Source organism: Parafrigoribacterium soli (genome assembly GCF_040227235.1).
GTDB classification, from domain to species: domain Bacteria; phylum Actinomycetota; class Actinomycetes; order Actinomycetales; family Microbacteriaceae; genus Parafrigoribacterium_A; species Parafrigoribacterium_A soli.
In genome coordinates this window covers 481,439-501,899 of the sequence record NZ_JBELNZ010000004.1, presented here as the reverse complement: position 1 = coordinate 501,899, position 20,461 = coordinate 481,439, and the positions used below count along the sequence as shown (strand labels likewise).

At 65.1% G+C, this 20,461-nt stretch carries 20 protein-coding genes, 2 tRNA genes and 1 pseudogene; 11 read left to right on the top strand and 12 right to left on the bottom strand.

The features are described from left to right. Positions 1 to 45: 45 nt before the first annotated feature. Positions 46 to 819 (top strand): M23 family metallopeptidase, encoded by a 774-nt coding sequence (locus ABUA37_RS13655; protein WP_349899763.1) that lies wholly within the window; start codon positions 46 to 48, stop codon positions 817 to 819. A 9-nt stretch (positions 820 to 828) separates the two neighbouring features. On the opposite strand, the gene ABUA37_RS13650 is transcribed toward ABUA37_RS13655, so the two are convergent. Further along, a complete protein-coding gene (locus ABUA37_RS13650) occupies positions 829 to 2,523 on the bottom strand; it encodes a glycoside hydrolase family 13 protein (RefSeq protein ID WP_407075394.1) in 1,695 nt (564 codons plus the stop codon). 327 nt (positions 2,524 to 2,850) lie between these two features. Here ABUA37_RS13650 and ABUA37_RS13645 point away from each other — a divergent pair. The 3 genes from ABUA37_RS13645 to ABUA37_RS13635 all read left to right on the top strand — a co-directional run bounded on the left by ABUA37_RS13645 (position 2,851) and on the right by ABUA37_RS13635 (position 3,893). Then, positions 2,851 to 2,922 (top strand) — tRNA-Thr (locus tag ABUA37_RS13645). Between the two features lie 50 nt (positions 2,923 to 2,972). Then, positions 2,973 to 3,046: transfer RNA gene (locus tag ABUA37_RS13640), tRNA-Met, on the top strand. A 283-nt stretch (positions 3,047 to 3,329) separates the two neighbouring features. Then, positions 3,330 to 3,893: a TetR/AcrR family transcriptional regulator gene (locus ABUA37_RS13635; protein WP_349899762.1), complete on the top strand. Its 564-nt coding sequence runs from the start codon at positions 3,330 to 3,332 to the stop codon at positions 3,891 to 3,893. On the opposite strand, the gene ABUA37_RS13630 is transcribed toward ABUA37_RS13635, so the two are convergent. From ABUA37_RS13630 to ABUA37_RS13620, 3 genes are all read right to left on the bottom strand, one after another. Continuing rightward, a complete protein-coding gene (locus ABUA37_RS13630) occupies positions 3,883 to 4,677 on the bottom strand; it encodes a carbohydrate ABC transporter permease (RefSeq protein WP_349899761.1) in 795 nt (264 codons plus the stop codon). The genes ABUA37_RS13635 and ABUA37_RS13630 overlap by 11 nt on opposite strands. A gap of 35 nt (positions 4,678 to 4,712) precedes the next feature. Then, a complete protein-coding gene (locus ABUA37_RS13625; protein WP_349899760.1) occupies positions 4,713 to 5,513 on the bottom strand; it encodes a carbohydrate ABC transporter permease in 801 nt (266 codons plus the stop codon). A 207-nt stretch (positions 5,514 to 5,720) separates the two neighbouring features. Further along, positions 5,721 to 7,040 (bottom strand): ABC transporter substrate-binding protein, encoded by a 1,320-nt coding sequence (locus ABUA37_RS13620; RefSeq protein ID WP_349899759.1) that lies wholly within the window; start codon positions 7,038 to 7,040, stop codon positions 5,721 to 5,723. A 354-nt stretch (positions 7,041 to 7,394) separates the two neighbouring features. On the opposite strand from ABUA37_RS13620, the gene ABUA37_RS13615 reads away from it, so the two are divergent. Next, complete coding sequence (locus ABUA37_RS13615) at positions 7,395 to 8,540, top strand: serine hydrolase domain-containing protein (RefSeq protein ID WP_349899879.1); 1,146 nt, start codon at positions 7,395 to 7,397, stop codon at positions 8,538 to 8,540. A gap of 12 nt (positions 8,541 to 8,552) precedes the next feature. Beyond that, on the top strand, positions 8,553 to 10,865 hold the full coding sequence (locus ABUA37_RS13610; protein WP_349899758.1) for a family 78 glycoside hydrolase catalytic domain: 2,313 nt from the start codon (positions 8,553 to 8,555) through the stop codon (positions 10,863 to 10,865). A 61-nt stretch (positions 10,866 to 10,926) separates the two neighbouring features. Here ABUA37_RS13610 and ABUA37_RS13605 read toward each other — a convergent pair whose 3' ends face one another. Both ABUA37_RS13605 and ABUA37_RS13600 read right to left on the bottom strand, forming a co-directional pair. After that, positions 10,927 to 11,598 (bottom strand): alpha/beta hydrolase, encoded by a 672-nt coding sequence (locus ABUA37_RS13605; RefSeq protein WP_349899885.1) that lies wholly within the window; start codon positions 11,596 to 11,598, stop codon positions 10,927 to 10,929. Positions 11,599 to 11,617: 19 nt separating this feature from the next. Further along, positions 11,618 to 11,803, bottom strand: a pseudogene (locus ABUA37_RS13600) (alpha/beta fold hydrolase); the annotation flags it as partial. Positions 11,804 to 11,905: 102 nt separating this feature from the next. On the opposite strand from ABUA37_RS13600, the gene ABUA37_RS13595 reads away from it, so the two are divergent. Together ABUA37_RS13595 and ABUA37_RS13590 are read left to right on the top strand one after the other, a co-directional pair. Beyond that, entirely contained in the window at positions 11,906 to 12,349 is a 444-nt protein-coding gene (locus ABUA37_RS13595) for a MarR family winged helix-turn-helix transcriptional regulator (protein WP_349899757.1), read from the top strand. Next, complete coding sequence (locus tag ABUA37_RS13590; protein WP_349899756.1) at positions 12,349 to 13,335, top strand: aldo/keto reductase; 987 nt, start codon at positions 12,349 to 12,351, stop codon at positions 13,333 to 13,335. The genes ABUA37_RS13595 and ABUA37_RS13590 overlap by 1 nt, the downstream gene beginning before the upstream one ends. 35 nt (positions 13,336 to 13,370) lie before the next feature. Here ABUA37_RS13590 and ABUA37_RS13585 read toward each other — a convergent pair whose 3' ends face one another. Then, positions 13,371 to 14,018, bottom strand: coding sequence for an NAD(P)-dependent oxidoreductase (locus ABUA37_RS13585; RefSeq protein ID WP_349899755.1), 648 nt, complete (start codon positions 14,016 to 14,018; stop codon positions 13,371 to 13,373). Between the two features lie 87 nt (positions 14,019 to 14,105). Between ABUA37_RS13585 and ABUA37_RS13580 the strand changes: the two genes are divergently transcribed. The 3 genes from ABUA37_RS13580 to ABUA37_RS13570 all read left to right on the top strand — a co-directional run bounded on the left by ABUA37_RS13580 (position 14,106) and on the right by ABUA37_RS13570 (position 15,286). After that, the gene (locus ABUA37_RS13580) at positions 14,106 to 14,489 is read left to right on the top strand and encodes a winged helix-turn-helix transcriptional regulator (RefSeq protein ID WP_349899754.1); all 384 of its coding nucleotides are present in this window, start codon (positions 14,106 to 14,108) and stop codon (positions 14,487 to 14,489) included. A 36-nt stretch (positions 14,490 to 14,525) separates the two neighbouring features. Beyond that, positions 14,526 to 14,900 carry a DUF2255 family protein gene (locus ABUA37_RS13575; protein ID WP_349899753.1) on the top strand — a complete coding sequence of 125 codons (375 nt, stop codon included), beginning with the start codon at positions 14,526 to 14,528 and terminating at the stop codon, positions 14,898 to 14,900. 137 nt (positions 14,901 to 15,037) lie between these two features. Next, positions 15,038 to 15,286 carry a CBU_0592 family membrane protein gene (locus ABUA37_RS13570; RefSeq protein WP_349899752.1) on the top strand — a complete coding sequence of 83 codons (249 nt, stop codon included), beginning with the start codon at positions 15,038 to 15,040 and terminating at the stop codon, positions 15,284 to 15,286. Here the strand turns inward: ABUA37_RS13570 and ABUA37_RS13565 are convergent. The 5 genes from ABUA37_RS13565 to ABUA37_RS13545 all read right to left on the bottom strand — a co-directional run bounded on the left by ABUA37_RS13565 (position 15,283) and on the right by ABUA37_RS13545 (position 20,456). Continuing rightward, positions 15,283 to 16,233, bottom strand: a complete 951-nt coding sequence (locus tag ABUA37_RS13565; RefSeq protein WP_349899751.1) for a hypothetical protein — start codon at positions 16,231 to 16,233, stop codon at positions 15,283 to 15,285. The two genes, ABUA37_RS13570 and ABUA37_RS13565, sit on opposite strands and share 4 nt — an antisense overlap. A gap of 65 nt (positions 16,234 to 16,298) precedes the next feature. Further along, entirely contained in the window at positions 16,299 to 17,264 is a 966-nt protein-coding gene (locus ABUA37_RS13560; protein ID WP_349899750.1) for a fumarylacetoacetate hydrolase family protein, read from the bottom strand. Beyond that, the gene (locus ABUA37_RS13555; RefSeq protein ID WP_349899749.1) at positions 17,261 to 18,295 is read right to left on the bottom strand and encodes an amidohydrolase family protein; all 1,035 of its coding nucleotides are present in this window, start codon (positions 18,293 to 18,295) and stop codon (positions 17,261 to 17,263) included. Before ABUA37_RS13555 ends, ABUA37_RS13560 begins: the two co-directional genes overlap by 4 nt. Next, entirely contained in the window at positions 18,292 to 19,428 is a 1,137-nt protein-coding gene (locus ABUA37_RS13550) for an FAD-dependent monooxygenase (protein ID WP_349899748.1), read from the bottom strand. The genes ABUA37_RS13555 and ABUA37_RS13550 overlap by 4 nt, the downstream gene beginning before the upstream one ends. Before the next feature lie 35 nt (positions 19,429 to 19,463). Continuing rightward, complete coding sequence (locus tag ABUA37_RS13545; RefSeq protein ID WP_349899747.1) at positions 19,464 to 20,456, bottom strand: cyclase family protein; 993 nt, start codon at positions 20,454 to 20,456, stop codon at positions 19,464 to 19,466. Between the last annotated feature and the right edge of the window lie 5 nt (positions 20,457 to 20,461).

Here is a 20,461-nt window from a genome sequence, read left to right as displayed (position 1 = left end):
TCTGCGCCAACCTCGCAGAGCGGATGCCGGGGAGGGCGAGACGCGATGACGCGTGACGATTCCCTTCGAGAGCGTTCGCTCGGTCGTCGCGCGCGCTCGACTCGTGACGTTCGCATCGGTCTAGTGCGCCGCGTTGCCGCCCGGCTCACCGGTCTTGCCGCCATGGTCGGCGTCGTCGCATTCGTTGTGGCCGTCTCGGTGCCGGCGGCGGCGTTCTACCCTCAGGGCCAGGTCGTGTCTGCCGTGCCGCGCAGCGCGGGTGAACTTCAGGGCCTCGCATCCGAGTCGACCGCGGAGGTCACGCCCATACCTCGCGACGAGTACACCGTGACGTCGCGCGTCGAGCAGCTTCGAGCAAAGTACGCGAGTCGCAGCTACGCCTACCGTGCCAACCCCGGCGGCAGCATCCAGTGGCCGTTCCCGATCACGGTTCCGATCGCCAGCGGATTCGGGGACCGGCTCGCTCCGTGTTCGGGATGCTCGTCATTCCACGAGGGCGTCGACTTCATTCCGGGCGCGGGCACCCCGATCGGCGCCATCGCCACGGGGGTCGTGAGCCTGGTCAGGAGCGACGCCGGTGGGCTCGGCGAACATGTCGTCATCGATCACGTGCTCAACGGGCAGAAGGTGCAGAGCGTCTACGCGCACATGCAGACCGGCACGATCATCGTGAGCAGGGGTGAAACCGTGGAGGTGGGGCAGATACTCGGTCTCGTCGGCAGCACGGGCGCGTCGACCGGAGCCCACCTGCACCTCGAGATCCACGTTAACGGCGTGCCCGTCGATCCTTTCGCTTGGCTGAAGGCCAACACGAACTGATCCGCCAGCTCAGGCGAGCAGCCAGGCGGTGGTGTCGCTCGGCAGCCTTCCTTCACTGAGTTCTTCGGATGCGCACAGCAGCGTTCCCGCGGGCAGCTCCACGTCGGTGGACCCGAGGTTGGCGACGACCGTGACCTGTCCGTTGCGGTAGGCGAGCACGTCATCCGCGTAGCCGGGAAGCCACTCGAGCGAGCCGAGGCCGAGGTCGTGCTGCGCGCGGAGCTTGAGCGCGAGGCGATACAGCTCGAGTGTCGAACCGCTCACGCCGTCCTGACCGTCCCTCGCAAAGTCTGCCCAGTCCGCCGGCTGCGGCAGCCAGCTCTTGCCGCTCGGGCTGAAGCCGTAGGCCGGTGCCGTGGCCTCCCACGGAATCGGTACCCGGCATCCGTCGCGGCCGTAGCGCTCGTGGTTCGTGCGGAACCAGGTGGGGTCCTGCCTGGCCGAATCGGGCAGCGTCACGTCCTCGGGCAGGCCGAGCTCCTCGCCCTGGTAGAGATAGGCGCTGCCCGGCAGGCCCAGCATGAGGGCGGTCGCGGCGCGGGCTCTGCGCAAGCCGAGCGCCGGCAGCGGCTTGGCCACGGAGTCCGGGCCGATGCCGTCGCCCTGAGGAACCTCGGCGGTCATCGCGAGCCTCGTGGCGTGCCGGATGACGTCGTGGTTGGAGAGCACCCACGTGCTCGGCGCGCCGACGCTCGAGAAGGCCTGCAGAGAGTCGTGGATGACCGCGCGGATGTCGCCGGGATGCCACGTGGTGCTCAGGTAGGCGAAGTTGAAGGCCTGGTCCATCTCGTCGGGACGCACCCAGTTGGCGAGCTTGCTGAGCGGCTCGACCCAGGCCTCCGCGACAAGCACGCGCTCGCCAGGGTAGCTGTCGAGCAGTGCGCGCCAGCTGCGATAGATCTCGTGCACGCCGTCCTGCGCCCAATAGGGAGGAGTGGGTTCTTCCGCCGCGGGGTCCGCGTCGTCACCGGGGGTGGTGGGCCGACCCGTGCCGCCCATGCTGCCCGCATCCACCGGGCCCGTGTAGTCGGGGAGTCCGGCCTCTTTGATCAGGCCGTGGGCGACGTCCACCCTGAAGCCGTCGACGCCGCGGTCGAGCCAGAAGCGCAGGATGTCGAGGAACTGCTCGCGCACCCAGGGGTTCTGCCAGTCGAAGTCGGGCTGCGAAGTGTCGAAGAGGTGCAGGTACCACTGGCCGGGGGTGCCGTCTGGACGGGTGACGCGGGTCCAGGCGTCGCCGCCGAAGACCGACTGCCAGTTGTTCGGCGGGGTGTCGCCGTTCGGGCCCGTGCCGTCGCGGAAGAGGTAGCGCGCACGCTCCGGGCTGCCCTCTGGCGCGGCCAGGGCCTCCTGGAACCAGACGTGCTGGTCGGAGGAGTGGTTGGGAACGAGGTCGACGATGAGCTTGAGGCCGAGCTCGTGGGCTTCCTTCTCCAGTGCATCGAAGTCCTCGAGCGTGCCGAAACGCGGGTCGACGTCGCAGTAGTCGGCGACGTCGTAGCCGGCATCCTTCTGCGGGGAGGTGTAGAAGGGCGAGAGCCAGACCGCGTCCACGCCGAGAGCTGCGAGCGAAGGCAGCCGCTTCATGATGCCGGCCAGATCTCCCATGCCGTCGCCCGTGGCATCCGCAAAGGAGCGCGGATACACCTGATAGATCACGGCGGAGCGCCACCACTCGGTGCCGCTCGACTGCGGCACGGTGATGGCGGGGTTGCTCGCGCCGTCGGCGGAGCTGGGCGCGGCTGAATTCTCGTGCTGTGTAGGCAAAATCGCACTCTCTATGGGCGTCCGGGGATGTCTCCCGAAAACCCTATTGCATCCGGCTGTCTCGAATGCAAGCGCTTGCAGCGCCTGCCTGACCCAGTTCGGGTGACGTGCTTCGCGTGAGGTGCCAGTTTCGGCCGCTATTCCCGGCGGATAGCGGCCAGAACTGGTATTTCGGAGCGGCAGCGGATGCGTGGCTGGGCGACCGGGGGATGCTATTCTCTAACGGTGCCAAAACGGCTCCGGGTGGCCGGCGTCATGGCGTCCGCCCCCTTAGCTCATTGGTAGAGCACTTCCTTGGTAAGGAAGAGGTAGTGGGTCCGATTCCCACAGGGGGCTCTGCTCTCCAATCGGATGTCGCGCAAGCGGCCTCCGCGAGGAAGGCATGCGGCGGGGTAGCTCAGGTGGTTAGAGCACACGGCTCATAATCGTGGTGTCGCGGGTTCAAGTCCCGCCCCCGCTACCGCAAGATATGGTCTAGGATCAGTGCTGCCGGGCCTCTAGCTACACTCTCATGGCCTGCGTCGACTAGCCGTTAATCGTCGGTGTTCATGAGTTGCGTAGGCTTCACACCGAGCACTCTGACCACATCGGCACAGCGCGCCGAACGGCGCGACCCGTATGTCATCACGGCTGGACTGGACCAGTCGCCGCGCCTAGCCGGTCCTCCGCGGGCCGTGGATTAAGCTGACAGCGTGTCACGACGAGGTCCATATGCCAAGGGGGAGGCGAAGCGTGCGGAGATCGTGGAGACGGCGATTGAGGTGTTCACGGAGTCGGGATATGACCGCACCTCATTCCGGGAGATTGCACGTCGCGCGGGGCTAAGCCAGGCAGGTTTGCTGCACTATTTCAAGACGAAAGAGGACCTATTCCTCGAAGTACTCCGGCGGCGCGACGAACGGAATGGTGTGTTCTACAACGAGACGGCCGCACACGACGTCACGTTGGAAGGCCTGATTGACATCATCGGGCACAACGCGCTAGAGCCCGGCCTAGTGCGCTTGTACGTCGCCATGTCGGCAGAGAGCACCGACCCGGAAAGCTCGTCGCGCCAGTTCTTTATGGAGCGGTACGAGAAGCTTCGAGAGGATATCGCTGCGGACATCGTGCGCAAACAAGGAGGCGAATCGCTCGACCCATCTCTGGACGCTCATGGTCTCGCGACCCTCTTTATCGCCGTAGCCGATGGGCTCCAGATTCAATGGCTCTTGAATCGCGAACAGGTAGACATGGGTGCTCGTCTCGATCAACTGAACGCGATACTCGGCACTCGGCGACAGGCGCGACCGGCGGACGCTACCCCTTGACGGAACCGGATGTCAGCCCGGCCACAATCTGACGGTTGAAGAAGATGTACATCACCAAGGGGGGAATGGTGATGAGCAGAATATTCGTGAACAGTAGGTTCCAGGATGTCTGAAATTGACTCTGGAAGTTGAATAGCGTCAGTTGGACTGTCGCGTTCTCTGAGCCGGGGAGGAAGTAAAGGGGATTCGCGAAGTCGTTGAATACCGCAACCGATTGAACCACGATGGCCGTGACAACGACGCTTCGGAGTAAGGGAAGTCCTATCCGGAAGAACAGGCGAATAGGGCCCGCCCCGTCGATGGCGGCCGCCTCATCCAATTCACGTGGAATCGTCGATACGAAAGCCCGGAAGAGCAAGACGCAGAACGCCATTCCGTAGGCCACCTCGACCAGTGCTAAACCCCCGATGGTATTGAAGATCCCGATTCGTTGCATGACCCATGCTGTGGGAACGATGGCGGGTGGAACGATCAGGCCGGCGAGTATGAGGAAGCTGATCCACGGATTCAGGCGCGAAGGTCGACGAGCGAGGACCCAACCAATCATCGCGGAGACGACGACCATGATCGTGACGGAGACGACCGTGAGCAGGAGGCTGTTCCAAAAGGCGAGAATCAGCTGGTGGTCATTCGCCTGGAACACTTTAGCGATGTTGTCGAAAAGCACTATTTGGGTAGGCCAGGAAAAGCTGAGGTCGGCAGCTGCGGGCGTGCTCTTGAGCGACTGGACGGCGACGAACGCGAACGGTACCAAGAAGATGACAGCGGAAATCACGATGGCCACTACGCCGATGATGTGACGGGTTGCGGGTCGCAGGATCATAGGTCGGTCTGCTTTCGGTTGAGCCACCAGAAGAGTGGGAAGATCACGATAGCCACGAGGCCGAACAGCACGACGTTGCCCGCAGTGGACAACCCGTAAAATCCTGCCGCGTATTGCTTGTAGATGACGGACGCAACGACATCGCTGGAGAACCCGGGCCCGCCGCCGGTCATCGCCCAGATGATCTCGAAAGACCGCAGACCCCCAATGAGCGAGAGGATGATCACGGTCGTTGTTGCCGGCCTGACCAAGGGAAGAGTGATGTCCCAGAACGTGTTCCACGCTCCAGCGCCATCGACCGTTGCCGCCTCGTAGTACTCGCGCGGGATCGACACCATTCCAGCTATATAGATGAGAGCTGCAAGTCCAACACCCTTCCAGATGTCGACTCCGATGATGGAGAAAAGCGCGAGATGGGGATCCGTGAGCCATCCCGGACCCTGAACGCCTATGGCGGCAAGAGAACGGTTGATGATTCCCGTGGTTGGATTCATGAGCGCCTGAAAGGTGATTCCAACTCCCACGGTACTGACCAGCACCGGGAAGAAGATGACCGCTCGCAGGTAGCCGCGTGCCAGGACATTCGAGGTGAGGAACACCCCGAGTGCAAGACCGATGACAACCTTGAAGCCCGACGTCAGGACACCGTAGATCAGCGTGTTGACGAATCCCTTGCTCAGTTGCGGATCGCTGAAGAACGTGACGAAGTTGTCGAACCCGATGAACTGAACGTTGAAGAACGTCCACCGAGTGAATGCGAAATAGAACGAGGCAAACGTTGGTGTGATGAACAGCACCGCGTAGATTAGTGCCCCAGGCAGGAAGAACCATCGCGGGTAGAGACGCCCGTCGAGACTCTTACCCGCGCGAACACGCCGTCGGGATACGGTTCGCAATTCCTGAGGCATCGTGCTCTTTGTCGGCATTATGCGGTTGCTCCTAATCAGTGGGAGGGGGCTGCGAGTGAAGCTCGCAACCCCCGCGGGTGCCGATTGGTGCCCGGTCTACCAGCCCGGCAGGCCGAGTTGTTGCGCCTGCTTGGCTGAATCTGCGTCGTACGCCGCAGCGCCCTCCTTCCCTGTGGAGATACCAGATCCGACCTGGACGGTGATGCTTGCCAAGTTGGGGCCCTTCACTGCAGAGAGGAATTCCAAGGCCGGTGCGACTTTCCCGGACTTGAAGTACGGCAACATGTCCTGGACGATCTTTGGCGCGCTGGCTGGGAGAGTGCAGTCCTTGACGGAGTAGATGCCCGTCACCCCAATGGCCTTAGTGATGGCATCGCATCCTTGCTTGCTTGCCACGAATGCCATGAACTTCTTGACCTCGGCGGGGTACTTGGTGCTCTTGGGCGCATAGAGGGCCGAGCCCTCCCACACCGTTGTTCCGGCTTCGCTTGCGTCGTCGCCCGGAACGCCGAAGAATCCTACGTCATTGGCGTTGTCCGGGTAGTTCGCGACAATTGTGGACTGCGCAAAGCCCAGCATCGGGTAATTCGCCGCTGTGCCGGTGGCGATTGCTTTGAGGCCGTCGTCGAACTTTGCCGATGCGAAATCAGGGTTTAGGTAGCCGGCGTCTTTGAGGTCCTGAAGCTTCGTGAAGCTCTTGAGGGCCGCCGGGTCAGTGGCAAATTTCGCCTTGCCCTTGGTCCACTTGCTCGCGAAATCGGGGTTGCTGGTCTGCACGTTGTAGTAGTCGGCGAGGGTCAGGATCTGAGAAGTCCAGGCATCCCCATACGTCTGTTCGACCGGGACGTGACCGGCCTCCTTAATCTTCTTCGCATTCGACATGAACTCGGCCCACGTCTTCGGAACCTGGAGACCGAGTTCCTTGTAGATCGGGATGTTGTAGTAGATGCCGCCCCCTCCGGCGGTCTGCACTGGAACTCCGAACACTCCGCTGGAACTTGATACGGCCTTAACAAAAGTGGGATCGAGGTTCTTCACGAAATCCTCTCCCTTGATGTTCAGCATGGTCTGATCCGGGTTGAGTGCCGACAGAAGTGAGCCGCTGTTGTACCAAAAAATGTCCGGCATAGATCCCGTGGCGAGCTTGGTCTTTATGACATTGTCGATGTCCGGTGAGCCACTGGGCCCAGAGGCGTCTACCTTGATCGTGATGTCGGGGTTCTTCTCGTGGAATGCTGCGGCCAGCGCCTTCATGGTGTTGGTGTTGGCGTCGACACCGGCACCCGAATACCAGGTCAGTGTCACTGGGCCGCTCGAGTCCGAGCCGCCGGACGACGAGCACCCGGCCAAGCCAATGGACGCAATCACGACAGTGGCTAGTGCCAGCGCTCGTGATCGACGACGAATTGCAAACATCCTTACCTCCTTGTAAGACGAACTTGGTGCACCCAAACGAAAACTAGTCATCGACGGGCTTTTGAGTCATAGTAGATGTGCCGCGCCACGGCGTCAACGTGATTGGCGGTTCGCGGCGACGACGGTCACCGATTCGTTATATGGCCAGAAAGGATCGCGAATGCGCTTCCGTCACCCCGACAACTCGGGACTGAAAATCTCGGAGATCATCTTCGGAGATCGGCCGACTCCCGACTCGGCGGGACCTCTGTATGTCGCAGATTGCCTGGCTGTCAGTGGCTCAAAGGGAGTCGCCTTCGACTGGCTCCTCCTGAAGAATCCACGGGCTGCACACAAAGAGGAAGTGTGAGCTCCATGACTGGATATCGGCGGACGCACGAGAGCTTCGAGGAAGTGGCGGCGCTACTTCTGGCCTTCGCCGAGGCTGACGACCGACTGTCGGCACAACTGGCGGTCTGGCATCGAGGCGAGCCAGTCGTCGATATGGCCGTAGGTTTGGAGTTGTCCAACGTTTCGCTGACGGGAGTGTTCTCGGCGAGCAAGGGGATAAGTGCCATCACCCTCGCCCGCCTGCTCGATCAGGACCTTCTTAGACTCGATGCATCGGTCGCCCACTATTGGCCCGAGTTTGGCACCGCGGGTAAGGAGTCCGTCACGGTGGGTGCCCTGCTCGCGCACCAGACCGGCCTCCCAGTCGTGGAGAAGCGACTCACTATTGCCGATTTGACTGATCCGAGTACCGCGGACCTGCTCGCCTCGCAACGCCCACTTTGGGAGCCGGGCTCCGCATTCGGCTACCACGCTGTCACGATCGGCATTCTGATGGAGGAGCTGGTCCGCCGCGTCACAGGAGCAAGCCTGCAGGAGCTCTACGAGTGGCACATCAGGCGCCCTCTGGGCGCGGACTTCTACCTCGGCCTGCCCGAGGCCGAGGATCACCGATACGTGCCGGTCCGCGAAGCCCAGCCGACTGGGGAGCAGGCAGCGGAAATCTTAGCGCGCCCGGCGATGGATGCGATTGCAGCGGCCGTGTTCGACAATGTCGCGATTCCGTCAGAGTTCTCTACCGGTGTCGGCCTCAGCACAAACATCCCAGAACTGCGCCGCTCTGGATCCGCGGCGATTGGGGGAGTCGGGTCGGCAGCAGGTCTTGCGGCCGTGTACGCCGCAACGTTGTCGTCCTCCCCTGCTCCCATCGCTTCCGAGACCGTCTTTGCACAGATGGCGGTACAACGATCGTGGGGCCTCGATCGCGTACTCAATGTCGCCAACTGCTTCGGCGCCGTATTCATGCTCCCGCAACCGAGAATGCCATTCGGAGGCGTCGGCGCCTACGGTCACGATGGCGCAGGCGGAGTTCTCGCATTCGCAGACCCAACGACGCAGGTCGCATTCGCCTATGTACCTTCACCCATGCAGTACCCCGGCGGGGCGGACGCACGTTCGGTCGAACTAGCGCAGCTCGTGCATCGCCTCGCCGCTACCCGTCCGCACTCGTAAAGGAACAGATCGATGGTACCCACCGCAGTGTCGCAACCGTTGTCCGACGCCATGTTCGTCACGGCTGACGCGCCTACCGAAGCCGCGGTCCGGATCTGGCGCGACGTCGCCTTGGACCGTCCCAGATCTCAGATCCGGTCGGCACGACTTACTGCGACGGCGCACGGCATTTACGAAGCGACAATTGACGGTCGATCCGTCACGGATTCTGTGCTGAACCCCGGATGGACCGCATATGAATGGCGACTCCAATACCAGGAATTCGACGTGACAGACCTTCTTGCTTCGGGCGAGGGGCGGGCGCGGATCGCGCTTGTACTCGGCAACGGCTGGTACCGCGGAGGCCTGGGCTTTGCGCGCGCAAATGCGAATTACGGTGACGAACTGGCAGCGGCAGCCGCTCTCAGGGTCGTCTTCGAAGACGGGCACATGCAAAATGTTGTCACTGATCAAACCTGGGTTGCAGAACTGTCGGAGACAGTGCGCAATTCGCTATATAACGGGCAAACGATTGACGCGCGGCTCCGAGGCGGCGCTAAAGAGCCTCTGCAGCTAAGGGTCACTGAAGTTGATCGCGGGACCCTCACCTCGACGATGTCGCCGCCGATACTCCGCCACGAGCACCTTCGTCCGGTCGAAATAATTACCACGCCGTCGGGGCGCTCTATTCTCGACTTCGGTCAGAACTTGGTCGGATGGCTCGCGCTTCGTGTCAGAGGAAACGCCGGCGACCGGATCACCATTCGTCACGCCGAGGTGCTTGAAGACGGCGAGCTGGGTACGCGCCCTCTACGTGGAGCAGACAGCACTGACGTATTCGTGCTCTCCGGAGGCGATGACGAGTTTGAGCCAACCTTTACGTTCCACGGGTTCCGCTATGCAGAGGTTCAAGGTTGGCCGGGCGACATTCGTGATGCCGACATCGAAGCCGTGGTCGTGCACTCTCAGATGAAGCGCACGGGGTACTTCCGCTGCTCCGAACCACTCGTCAACCGCCTCATCGAGAACTCAGTCTGGGGGCAGAAAGGCAACTTCCTCAGTGTTCCGACCGATTGCCCGCAACGTGACGAGCGACTCGGATGGACCGGTGACATCGCGGCATACGCCGCCTCGGCCTCATTCCAATTCGACACTTCGGACTTTCTCGACAGCTGGCTGCGAGACCTGCTCGCGGAGACCAGCCACACGAAGGATCACGTCGTACCTCTCGTGGTCCCGGATGTTCTCAAGTACGCACGCTTCCCCGATGGCTTCAGCCTGCCCTGGCATCGCGCCACAGCAGTCTGGGGAGACGCGAGCGTGTGGGTACCCGAAGCGCTATGGCACGCATACGGCGACGTCGAAAGGTTGCGCGGTCACTACCCCGCCATGGTGCGGCACCTCGACTCGATCGCTCAGGACATCTCCCCGACCGGCGTATGGGATTTAGGCAACCAGTTGGGCGACTGGCTTGACCCCGACGCGCCACCAGACGACCCGGCAGCGGCTAAGGCCGACCCTTCGGTCGTTGCCACGGCTTGTCTCTTTCGCTCGGCCACATTCGCCGCGGAGGCAGCCGCCGAAATCGGGGAATCGGATGACGCGGCTCGATGGTTGGCGCTCGCAGGTCGAACCCGGCGAGCGTTCAACGAACACTACGTGGACCACGGCGTGGTGCAGTCTGACTGTGCCACGGTCTACGCACTTGCCATTGTGTTCGGCCTCCTCGACGCCGACGATCGTCAGGCGGCCGGCGACCGTCTCGCCTACTTGGTCCGAGTGAACGAGTACAAGGTCACCACCGGATTCGCGGGAACGCCATTCGTCACGTGGGCACTTTCCGAGACCGGGCACATCGACGACGCCTACCGCTTGCTGCTTGAGCGCGGATGCCCTTCATGGCTGTACCCGGTGACCATGGGTGCTACCACGATCTGGGAACGCTGGGATTCCATGCTTCCCGACGGGAGCATCAATGCGGGTGAGATGACCAGCTTCAATCACTATGCCTTAGGTGCGGTTGCAGACTGGATATACCAGGTCGTCGGCGGCATTCGCCCCGGATCGCCGGGGTATGCGGAGGTGGTTTTTCGTCCACAGCCCGGACCGGGCATCACGTGGGCTGACAGCAGCTACGAGAGTGTCCACGGCAGGATCGAGTGTTCGTGGAGGATGGCAGGGAACCGCTTCCATATTGAGGTCTCAACTCCGGATGGCATTCCTGCCCACGTGATCCTGCCCGACGGAGAGTCGGTCGCTGTGCGCGGAGGCCGACACGCGCTGTCGTGCGCCTGGCCGCCGGACTCATCAGCGACCGCAGGTGCTCATGCTGATCATCCGAGTTAACGGGAGGCGTGACGCTTTCAACCAGGTTCAAGTCCCGCCCCTGCCGCACAAAGTCAGGTAATCAGCGGCCCGATTCTTGGACATCATCGAGCAGCTCGAGCAGCGTGGCCGCAAGCAGTTCGGGAGCCTCCTGCGCGACGTAGTGGCCGACGCCCTCCAACTGCACGCCGGTCACGTCCGCGCCCGATGCGGCGCTGAAGGCCGCGTGGGTGAACTCGCCGCCGGCTGCCCCTATGGCGGACACGGGCATCCGGAGCGGACTGCGCGCGAGGGTGCGCAGCTCTTCGCCCTCGGTGAGCATGCCGCGGTACAGTCCCGCGGCGCCGGAGAATCCACCGGGTCTGCCGTAGCTGCGGGCGAACTCGTCGAGGTCGTCAGCGGTGATCGCGGTTCCGTATAAGGGGTAGAGGTAGTCGCCGATGAACGCGCGAGCCTGCCTCTCGAACAGGAGGCTGGCGACGCCGGGGGCCGCCAGGGCGCCGAGGTACCAGACGCCGCCGTGGGTGACGTCTGCGAGTCTCTCCGCTCCGAACCCCGCCAGGCCGGCCTCGACGGCAGTGAGGCTCGCGACGTCGCCCGGATGCGCGGCCGCGAGGCGGTAGACCAGGCCGCCGCTGACATCCTGGCCCACCACGTGCATCGGCCCGACAGCGAGGTGCTCGACCAGCGCGTGGAGGTCTTCGGCGGGCGACCGCGCTTGAGTACTCGTCGTCGGCGACGGCCGAGTCACCAAAGCCGCGAAGGTCGACCGCATGGACGCGGTGGTGGGCGGCGAGAAGGGGAATGAGCCCGCGGAAGGCCCACCAGGTCTCCGGGAATCCATGCACGAGGAGCACCGGAGTTCCGTGGTCGCCGGCGGTCACGTAGTGCAGCTGTGTGCCGTTGACCTCCGCGGTGGCGTGCCGCACCTCGGGGATCGTTGCGTGGTCGAAAGTCATGGGAGCCTCCTGGAGTGAGTCGTCGATAAGACAACTAGGTTGTCATGTTTCGTACAAATAAACAACCTGGTTGTCGAAATTTTGTGTGTCTACGATTGGGGCATGTCTCGAAGTGGTGCAGACCTCGCGTTGCTTTTGCTCGGCGGCTTCCGGTTCATGGCGGAAGAGGCGACGGATCGGCTCGCCACGCGTGGGCATCCGGGCATCAGGCCTGCGCACGACTTCGCGCTCCGCGCGGTCGTGGCGGGCGCCGCGTCGGTCTCGGAGGTGGGACGGCACACCTCGGTCTCCAAGCAGGCGGCGGCGAAGACCGTCGCGTTTCTGGAAGACAACGGATACGTGCAGCGTCGCCCCGATCCGGATGACGGCCGCCGGGCGCGCCTCACGGTGACCGACCGGGGTCACGCGCTCATGCACGAGGGTGAGGCGGTATTCGATGAACTTCGGGCCGAATGGGAAACTCTCGTCGGCCGCGCCCGCGTCACCGAGGTGCAGGATGCGCTTCAGCACCTCCTCGATGCGGGCAACAGAAAGGCGGTGCTCTGATGCACGCTCGCACGCTCGGGCAGGGACTCGAGGTCTCCGCGGTCGGTCTCGGCTGCATGGGAATGTCGCAGAGCTACGGCCCGAATCCGGGCACACGTGACGAGATGATCGCCGTGCTGCGCTCGGCCGTCGATCACGGCGTGACCTTCTTCGACACCGCAGAGGTCTACGGGCCCTATGTCAACGAGGAGCTCGTCGGCGAGGCGCTCGAACCGCTGCGCGACGACGTCGTCATCGCGACGAAGTTCGGCTGGCGCATCGAAGACGGAAAGAGCGTCGGGCTCGACAGCCGACCTGAGCAGATCAGGCGAGTCGCGGATGCGTCGCTCAAGCGCCTGCGCACCGACACGATCGACCTGTTCTACCAGCACCGCGTCGATCCGGACGTGCCAATCGAGGACGTCGCGGGTGCGGTGGCGGAGCTCGTGCGCGCGGGAAAGGTGCGGCACTTCGGACTCTCCGAGGCATCCGCCGCAACGATCCGCCGCGCGCACGCCGCGTTTCCCGTGACCGCCGTGCAGAGCGAGTACTCACTCTGGACGCGCGATCCCGAGACCGAAGTGCTGCCGGCGCTCGCCGAGCTGGGGATCGGGTTCGTGCCGTTTAGTCCGCTCGGCAAGGGATTTCTCACCGGCACCGTCGACGAGGCAACCGCGTTCTCGGCCGGGGACATCCGCGGCACCATCCCGCGGTTCAACGAGGAGAATCGGGCCGCCAATCGGGCTCTCGTCAAGCACGTCGCCGCGATGGCTGACGCGAAGGGCGCAACGCCAGGGCAGATCGCTCTCGCCTGGCTGCTGGCCCAGCAGCCGTGGATCGTGCCGATCCCTGGCACTCGCCGCACCTCGCGGATCGAGGAGAACGCGACCTCCACGGCCGTGGCGCTCTCGGCCGACGAGCGCGCGGACCTCTCAGCGCTCGCCGGCCGCGTCGGGGTTGCGGGGGCGCGCTATAACGAGCACCATCTAGGGCTTGTGGGGCGCTGAGAGGTCCGCTGCGTCAGGGCGTGAGCGCTCGGATCTCAGTAGGCGAGGTTGATGTGTGCCCGGTGGTGGTCATCCTTCTCAATGACGTCGACGAAACCGAGGGCGAAGTCCGCGCCGGAGATCTCGCCGCCGTCTGAGGGCTCGACTGCGACGTCATTGCCGACGCGGTAGTGACCCAGGCGTTCTCCCGGGGCGAAGGAGCCGAACTTTCCTGCCGGGCTCACGAAGACCCAGTCGAGTGTTGCGGGGGCTGAGGGCAGGTCGTCGGTGAGGAGGGCCGCCACGGTCGTCAGCTCGTGGTGCAGCTCCGCCGGGGTGTGGCTCAGGTCCGACACGACGCGCGGGGCACCCGGTGCTGGGCGCAGGGACGAGTACCCACCGACGATGAAGAGGCGCGCCTTCGCGGCGTCGGTGAGGCGCACGATCGTGGCGTAGATGTCGCGGTAGCTGTCGGCGATGGCACCGCGCGGGGAGAGCGCGCCGACCACGACATCCGCACCCTGGATCACGCCGGCGAGGGCCGACTCGTCCGTGGCGTCGCCCTGCACGTAGTTCACGTTCGGAACCTGCGCCTCGGGAAGTGAGCGACTGTAGGAGGTGACCTCGTGACCGCGGGAGGCGGCCTCTGCGACGATGGCGGATCCGGCGTAGCCGGTGCCACCGATGACGGTGATGCGGGACATTGAATGCCTTTCTGGGGAACTGTGGCGCCGATCGGCGACCAGTAGTTACCATAAGAGAGTAGCTCGCTCTAGGGAAGTAGGCACTTTGTGGTAACCCTGCAGTCCGCAGTGGCGCTCGGCGGAGACCCGTACCGCGCCGACTGCCCGACCCGCCGCATCCTGGATCGCATCGGCGACCGCTGGACGGTGCTCATCGTGGGAATCCTGGGCCGCGGGGATGCGCGCTTCTCCGAGCTGCTTCGCGGCGTCGAGGGCGTCTCGCAGAAGATGCTGACCCAGACCCTCCGCGCGCTGGAGCGTGACGGGCTCGTGCGCCGCACCGTCTATCCGGAGGTTCCCGTGCGGGTGGAGTACGCCCTCACCGAGGCGGGGCGCACCCTGCTCGAACCTCTGCGCGCGCTCGAGCGGTGGTCGATCGAGCACCTCGGCGACGTGTCTGCAGCGCAGCAGGCCTACGATCGCGCGGTCTGAGAACGCGCGTTAGGACAAGGCTGGAGAATGGCAGACATGACGACCTGGACGAACGACGAACTCGAGCGCATCGGAGCGGCGGATGAGCTGGAGGTGGCGACCCGCCGCGCCGACGGCATCCTGCGCTCCTATGTCACGATCTGGGTCGCGCGCAGTGGCGACGCGATCTACATCCGCTCCGCCCACGGCCCGCAGAACGCGTGGTTCCGGCGCGCGCGCGCGAGCGGCACCGGCCGGATTCGCGCGGGTGGCGTGGAGAAGGATGTCAGCTTCGCCGTTCCCGCCTCGGATGTTCACCCGGCACTCGACGCCGTGTACCGCAGCAAGTACGCCAGCTATCCGGTCGAGTATGTCGACCCGGTCGCCGACGAGCTCTCGGCAACCGCGACCCTCCTCGTCACCCCGGCCTGAGCATCCGTGTCGACTCCATCGTCTAGGTCTTGTTCAGCCGCGACCAGTAGGGTCGACTGCGGGGCGGCCCTTCTGGCGGTCCTCCGGACGAGGGAGTGTCCTACCCGGCGTGACGACGACACTCAGGGAGTTTCGTCATGGGTATCGTCATCCAGGTCACCGGTTCGCTTCTCGTGCTCGCGGGATTCGCGCTCGCGCAGTGGGGCATCCTCGACCAGAAATCGCTGCGCTACCTGGTACTGAACGCTGTCGGTTCGACAGTGCTCGCGGTCAACGCGATCTTCGAGCAGCAGTGGGGCTTCCTGCTGCTCGAGGGAGTCTGGGCGCTCGTCTCCGCGGTGAGCCTCGTGCTCGTCGTGCGCGGCCTGAGAGCGGCTGAGCGCTAGGGCACCGGAGTCGGTGCTGTGACGGCTGTCGAGTTTCGGCGTCGCACGAACTCCACGATGGCCGTGCCCACGACGGCCAGCGCGAGCGCAACGAGTGTCGGAGCGAACTGCTCGCCCAGCGCGAGCGGGAGCACCTGTCCGGAGGCTGACGCCATTTCACGCAGGTCGCCCTGGAGAACGCGCATCCCGAGGCCGTACTGAATCGTGGTGAAGAGCGCCGGGATGACCCAGACGCCCGCCAGCACGGCGACCCACACCGCGATGCGTCGCGGGGGTCGCAGCCCGCACCACACGAGGGCTGCCGCGGCGACGACCGCGGGCAGCCAGTGCAGCACGGTCAGCGCGGGCATCGGAATTCCGGACGGGCCGATCAGCGAGCGGGCCGCCTCCGAGAGCCACGCCGCGAACGGCACCGCCGCGAGCCCGATGGCCAGAGCGACCGGCCCGATCGCGCGCCGTGAGGCGATCCAGAAGGCGGCCTGTGCGACGACCAGCGCGACGATGGCGCCGCCCAGCATTCCCGCGAAATAGACGAATGTGCGGCGGTCGAGCGAGTCCGTCAGACCGAGCCCGTTCGAGACGACCGTGTAGCTCTGCACCACGGCGACGACCTGCACGACGAACAGGCCGAGAGCCGCCGGCCACGCTGCGAAGCTCCTGCGCCGGGCGATGACGTGCACCGCGAGCCCGGCGAAGACTCCGCCCATCAGCAGCAGCACGAAGATGGTCGTCGCCTCGTACTGGCTCACCGGAAGCAGAGCGAACGGCATGTCGTGCGGCATCGTGTCGGCAACCCAGAGGTTCTGCAGCGGCAGGGTGCCGCCGCCGATGAGCCAGGGGAGTATGCCCAGGGCGCCCGCCAGGATGCCCACGCCGAAGGCGATGAAGCTAGAGCCCACTCGCTCCCTGGTGCTGTTGCCGTCGCGGACTGGCGTTGCTTCGGTCATTCTGCGTCTCCCGTGCGAGTCGGTCGGTGAACCAGCCTAAGTGACACGGGCAGCACAGAACTGAATTACCCTCGTCGCGGGCGCGCCTGACGGATCGCCGGGGTGGGAACGGGCTCGGCGATCTCGTTCTCGATGTAGCCGATGCCCTCGACATCCATTCGCACGACGTCGCCCGGCTGCAGCGGCCTCGGCAACCGATGTCCCGCACGACCCCAAATCTCGGCCAGGCATCCGTGGCCGGTGGTGCCCGAGCCGAGCACGTCGCCAGGCACGACGCGCGAGGAACGGGACGCGTACGCGACCAGGTCGGCGAACGACCAGCCCATGTGCGAGAGGCTGTCGCGGCCGAAGAGCTCCCCGTTGATCGACACGCTCGCCGACAGGTCGAGGAAGCCATCGTCATCATCGTGGCCAGTGAACTCGTCGGCGGTGACAATCCATGGTCCGAGCGTCGTGGCGAAGTCCTTGCCCTTGCACGGGCCGAGGTTCACCTTCATCTCGCGGAACTGCAGATCGCGCGCCGACCAGTCGTTGAAGATCGTGTAGCCGAAGATGTGCTCGGATGCCGCTTCCGGCGTCAGACTGCGCCCGTCACTTCCAGCGACGGCACCCACGATCGTGGCGACCTCGAGCTCGAAGTCGAGCGCCTGCTCGCCCCACGGCGGAGTCACGCGCTCGCCGCTCGCCCTGAGGGTGTGCGGGTTGGTGAAGTAGAAGGTGGGCGCCTCGTACCATTGCGGCACGACGCCGGGGTCTCCACCCGGCGCGCTTTTGACGATGCCCTCCACGTGCTCCTCGAAGGTCACGAAGTCGCGAACGCTCGGGGGCGCGAGCGGCGGCAGGAGCCTCACCTCGCCGAGCGGCACGGCATCGCCCTGCTCGAGGCGCTCGCGGCCGAGCGCGAGCGCGGCATCGAGCCCGCTGCGCACGAGGTCGAGCACGGTGACGTCCGGTGCGAGCGCGAAGGTCTCGCCGTCGTGAACGAAACCGCAGCGCTGATCGGTGCCCTGCATCCAGGTCGCAATCTTCATCGGGTGCCTCCAATGGCCAGGCCGAGGGCGTTGCCGCCAGCAATGCGATCGCGATCTTCGGGGTCGAGTCCCGCCGCATCCAGCCGATCGAGCGGGTCGGTCACGCCCATGTCGAAGGGGTAGTCGGAGCCCAGCAGCACGCGATCTGCGCCGACAGCGGCGACCAGCGCCTGAAGGGCATCGGGCGTGTGCACGAGCGAGTCGAAGTAGAGCTTCGACAGGTAGCTCGACGGCGTGGCGGCGCAGACCCGCGCATCCGGTCGCACCTGCCAGGCGTGGTCGCTGCGGCCGAGGAAGGTGGGCAGGTAGCCGCCGCCGTGCGCAGCGACGAGTTCGAGCCGCGGATGCCGATCCAGCACCCCGGAGAAGATGAGGTGCGAGAGGGCGACCGCGTTCTCGACCGGCTGCCCCACCGTATTAGCGAGGTAATACCTGTCGAGGCGCTCGTCGAGCGAGCAGCCGAACGGGTGCAGGAACACGCTCGCGCCGAGCTCTTCGGCGCGCGACCAGAACGGCTCCAGCCGCTCATCCGAGAGCTCGATCGAGTGTGAGCCGTTCGGCCCCGGCGCGAACGACGAGAGTTCAACGCCGTTCAGTCCACACTCGGTGACCGCGTGGTCGAGCGCCTGCACCATCAGCTCGGGGTGCTGCAGCGGTGCGAGTCCCAGACCGCGCAGGCGATCCGGTGCTCCGGCCACTAACTCCGCCGTTGCCGTGTTCGCGGCCATCGCTACTTCGAGCGCATGCTCAGGCGCCAGGAACGGGTAGTAGTGCGACGGTGATGGCGACACGACCTGGATGTCGATGCCAGCGGCATCCATGTCGGCGATGCGTCGCGCGAGCACGGTCAGCTGTGGCCAGCGCGCGCCCACCATCGGACCGGACACGCGCCCGGACTCGATGCCGTTACGTCGCACATCGAGCTCCTGGTGCGCCTGCCAGCCCTCCGGATCGGCCTCGGCGACGAACTCCTGCAGCTGGGGGAAGACCGCGTGAGCATGGATGTCCACGGTCGTCTGGCGTGCGCTCACGCGGGGATCCTCACGATATTCGAGATCGTGGCCATGAGCCCCTGCACGTCGGCGTCACGGTCGTGGTCCATCTGCCACCTGCCGAGCAGTACCGAGGCGTCTACGACCGCTCTCGCTCGTTCGAGCCGGCGGTTCGAGAACTCCTGCCACAGCGCGTCGTCGAGTTCGGTGCCGGCGATGAGCAGCTCGGCGAGCACGGCGGCGTCCTCCAGGGCGAGCGCGGCGCCCTGGGCGAGGGTGGGCGGGCAGGAGTGCGCTGCGTCGCCGATGATGACCGCGCGCCCGCGGTTCCACGGTCCATCGACGAGGTGGCTCTCGAACAGCGTGTAATTCACGTCGCGGCCATCCGTGATGTACGGCCTGATCTCGTCCCACGGGCCGTGGTACGCGAGGCTCAGCTCGTGCATCTTCGCCACCTTCTCGGCCGCGGACAGGTCGAAGTTCGCGACATCCGCATCCTCGACGATGTAGGCGTAGAGCGAGTTCTCGGCGGTCGGGCAGTAGCCGGCGATGTAGCTGCGGCCGCCGTAGACCAGATCGGTGCGCTCGATGCTGGCCGGGCGGGGAGTGAAGACGCGCCAGATGGCCATGCCCGTCGGCACGGGACCGGTTTCGATGCCGATGGCCGCGCGCACTGGCGAGTGCACGCCGTCCGCGCCCACCACGAGGTCGTAGCTCTGCCGGGTGCCATCCGCGAACGTCACGGTGACGCCCTCTCCGTTCTGCTCCATCGACTGGAACTTCGTCGACCAGCGGATCGTGCAGCCCGCCTCGGTGGCTCGATCGATCAGCGTCGCGGCCAGCACGGGCCTCGGGATGCCGAGGGTCGCGGGAAGGTCGTCGCCGCCGGTCAGCGCGTCGGTGAACTCGCCGACGAGCGTGCCCTCGGGGTTGGGTGCCCGGATGCCGACGGTGGTGAACGCAAAGCCCTTCGAGTTCAGCTCGTCCCACACCCCGAGTTGCCGGAGCACGCGCAGCGCGTTGCCCTGGAGGGTGATTCCCGAACCGAGGGTGCTCACCTCGTTGCGCTGATCGATCAGTTCGACCTCGACTCCGGCGTCGGCGAGCAGGATACCCACGGCCGATCCGGCCACCCCGGCTCCAACGACGAGTACTTTCTTGACGGCGGGCATTGCTACTCCTTTGTATACGCGCGCTCTTGACGGTGTTACTTGACGGCCACCGGGTTCACGGGAGAGCCGACGGCATTGGTGAACGGGATCGGGGCTGCAGTGAGGAAGAACTCGTAGCGGCCGTCGCTCGCACAATCGGCGGCGAGCTCGTCCAGATCCCACATCTCGCCGATGTACAGGCCCATGTTGGGAATGGCGATCTGGTGCATCGGCTGGAACGCATTGTCGAACTCGTTCGGTCGCACCTCAAAGCCCCACGTGTCTGTCGCGATCGCCGCGATCTCGTGCTCGTGCAGCCAGCCGAGCGAGGTGAACGACATGCCCGCGGCCGGGCCGCCCGCGTAGTCTTTCCAGCCCTCGGCGCGCGCCCGGGTGAGCCGTCCCGTGCGCACCAGCAGGATGTCGCCGCGGCCGACCGTCGAGGAGTCGCCCTGGGCTCGAATGGTCTCGTCGATGTGCTCGGGAGTGATGGCGAAGCCGTCGGGAAGCTGGCCGTTTGTGCCGAAGGTGCGTCCGACATCCAGCAGCACGCCTCGGCTGACGAAGTGCGCGGCCGCGGTCTGGATGCCCGTGAACTGGTCGCCGTCGTTCGTGACGACGCTCGCCGCATCCCGACCATTCCAGGCCTTCTTGCGGTCGAAGATGTGACCGAGGCCATCCCACTGGGTCGATGCCTGCAGCGGCATGAACACCGCGTCATCCGAACCGCCGATGCCGTGCGGAAAGCCCTGGATGCCCGCAGCCGCCGCGAGGCCGGTGTCGGTCATGAGGTGCACCGGGTTCACTCGCCCGCGCCACCCGCTCTGCGGACCCTCGCCGTTGAACTGCTGCGAGAGCGAGAAGGTGGCACCGCGACGCACCAGACCGGATGCCTCGACCCGCTTCGCCTCGTCGATGAAGTTGAGGGTGCCGTGCACGTCGTCGTCGCCCCAGCGCCCCCAGTTGCGGTAGGCGTCGGCGGCAGAGGCGATCGCCGCCTCGGGGTCGCTGGGATCGAGCGGTGCGAGATGCGCGGGCTTCGTCGTCATGGTCG

Bases quoted from the DNA above. Each gene is read 5' to 3' on its own strand.
- ABUA37_RS13655 (WP_349899763.1), top strand. From the start codon at position 46: ATGACGCGTGACGATTCCCTTCGAGAGCGTTCGCTCGGTCGTCGCGCG.
- ABUA37_RS13585 (WP_349899755.1), bottom strand. From the start codon at position 14,018: ATGTCCCGCATCACCGTCATCGGTGGCACCGGCTACGCCGGATCCGCC.
- ABUA37_RS13595 (WP_349899757.1), top strand. From the start codon at position 11,906: ATGTCTCGAAGTGGTGCAGACCTCGCGTTGCTTTTGCTCGGCGGCTTC.
- ABUA37_RS13560 (WP_349899750.1), bottom strand. From the start codon at position 17,264: ATGAAGATTGCGACCTGGATGCAGGGCACCGATCAGCGCTGCGGTTTC.
- ABUA37_RS13590 (WP_349899756.1), top strand. From the start codon at position 12,349: ATGCACGCTCGCACGCTCGGGCAGGGACTCGAGGTCTCCGCGGTCGGT.
- ABUA37_RS13545 (WP_349899747.1), bottom strand. From the start codon at position 20,456: ATGACGACGAAGCCCGCGCATCTCGCACCGCTCGATCCCAGCGACCCC.
- ABUA37_RS13570 (WP_349899752.1), top strand. From the start codon at position 15,038: ATGGGTATCGTCATCCAGGTCACCGGTTCGCTTCTCGTGCTCGCGGGA.
- ABUA37_RS13575 (WP_349899753.1), top strand. From the start codon at position 14,526: ATGACGACCTGGACGAACGACGAACTCGAGCGCATCGGAGCGGCGGAT.
- ABUA37_RS13615 (WP_349899879.1), top strand. From the start codon at position 7,395: ATGACTGGATATCGGCGGACGCACGAGAGCTTCGAGGAAGTGGCGGCG.
- ABUA37_RS13550 (WP_349899748.1), bottom strand. From the start codon at position 19,428: ATGCCCGCCGTCAAGAAAGTACTCGTCGTTGGAGCCGGGGTGGCCGGA.
- ABUA37_RS13620 (WP_349899759.1), bottom strand. From the start codon at position 7,040: ATGTTTGCAATTCGTCGTCGATCACGAGCGCTGGCACTAGCCACTGTC.
- ABUA37_RS13565 (WP_349899751.1), bottom strand. From the start codon at position 16,233: ATGACCGAAGCAACGCCAGTCCGCGACGGCAACAGCACCAGGGAGCGA.
- ABUA37_RS13610 (WP_349899758.1), top strand. From the start codon at position 8,553: ATGGTACCCACCGCAGTGTCGCAACCGTTGTCCGACGCCATGTTCGTC.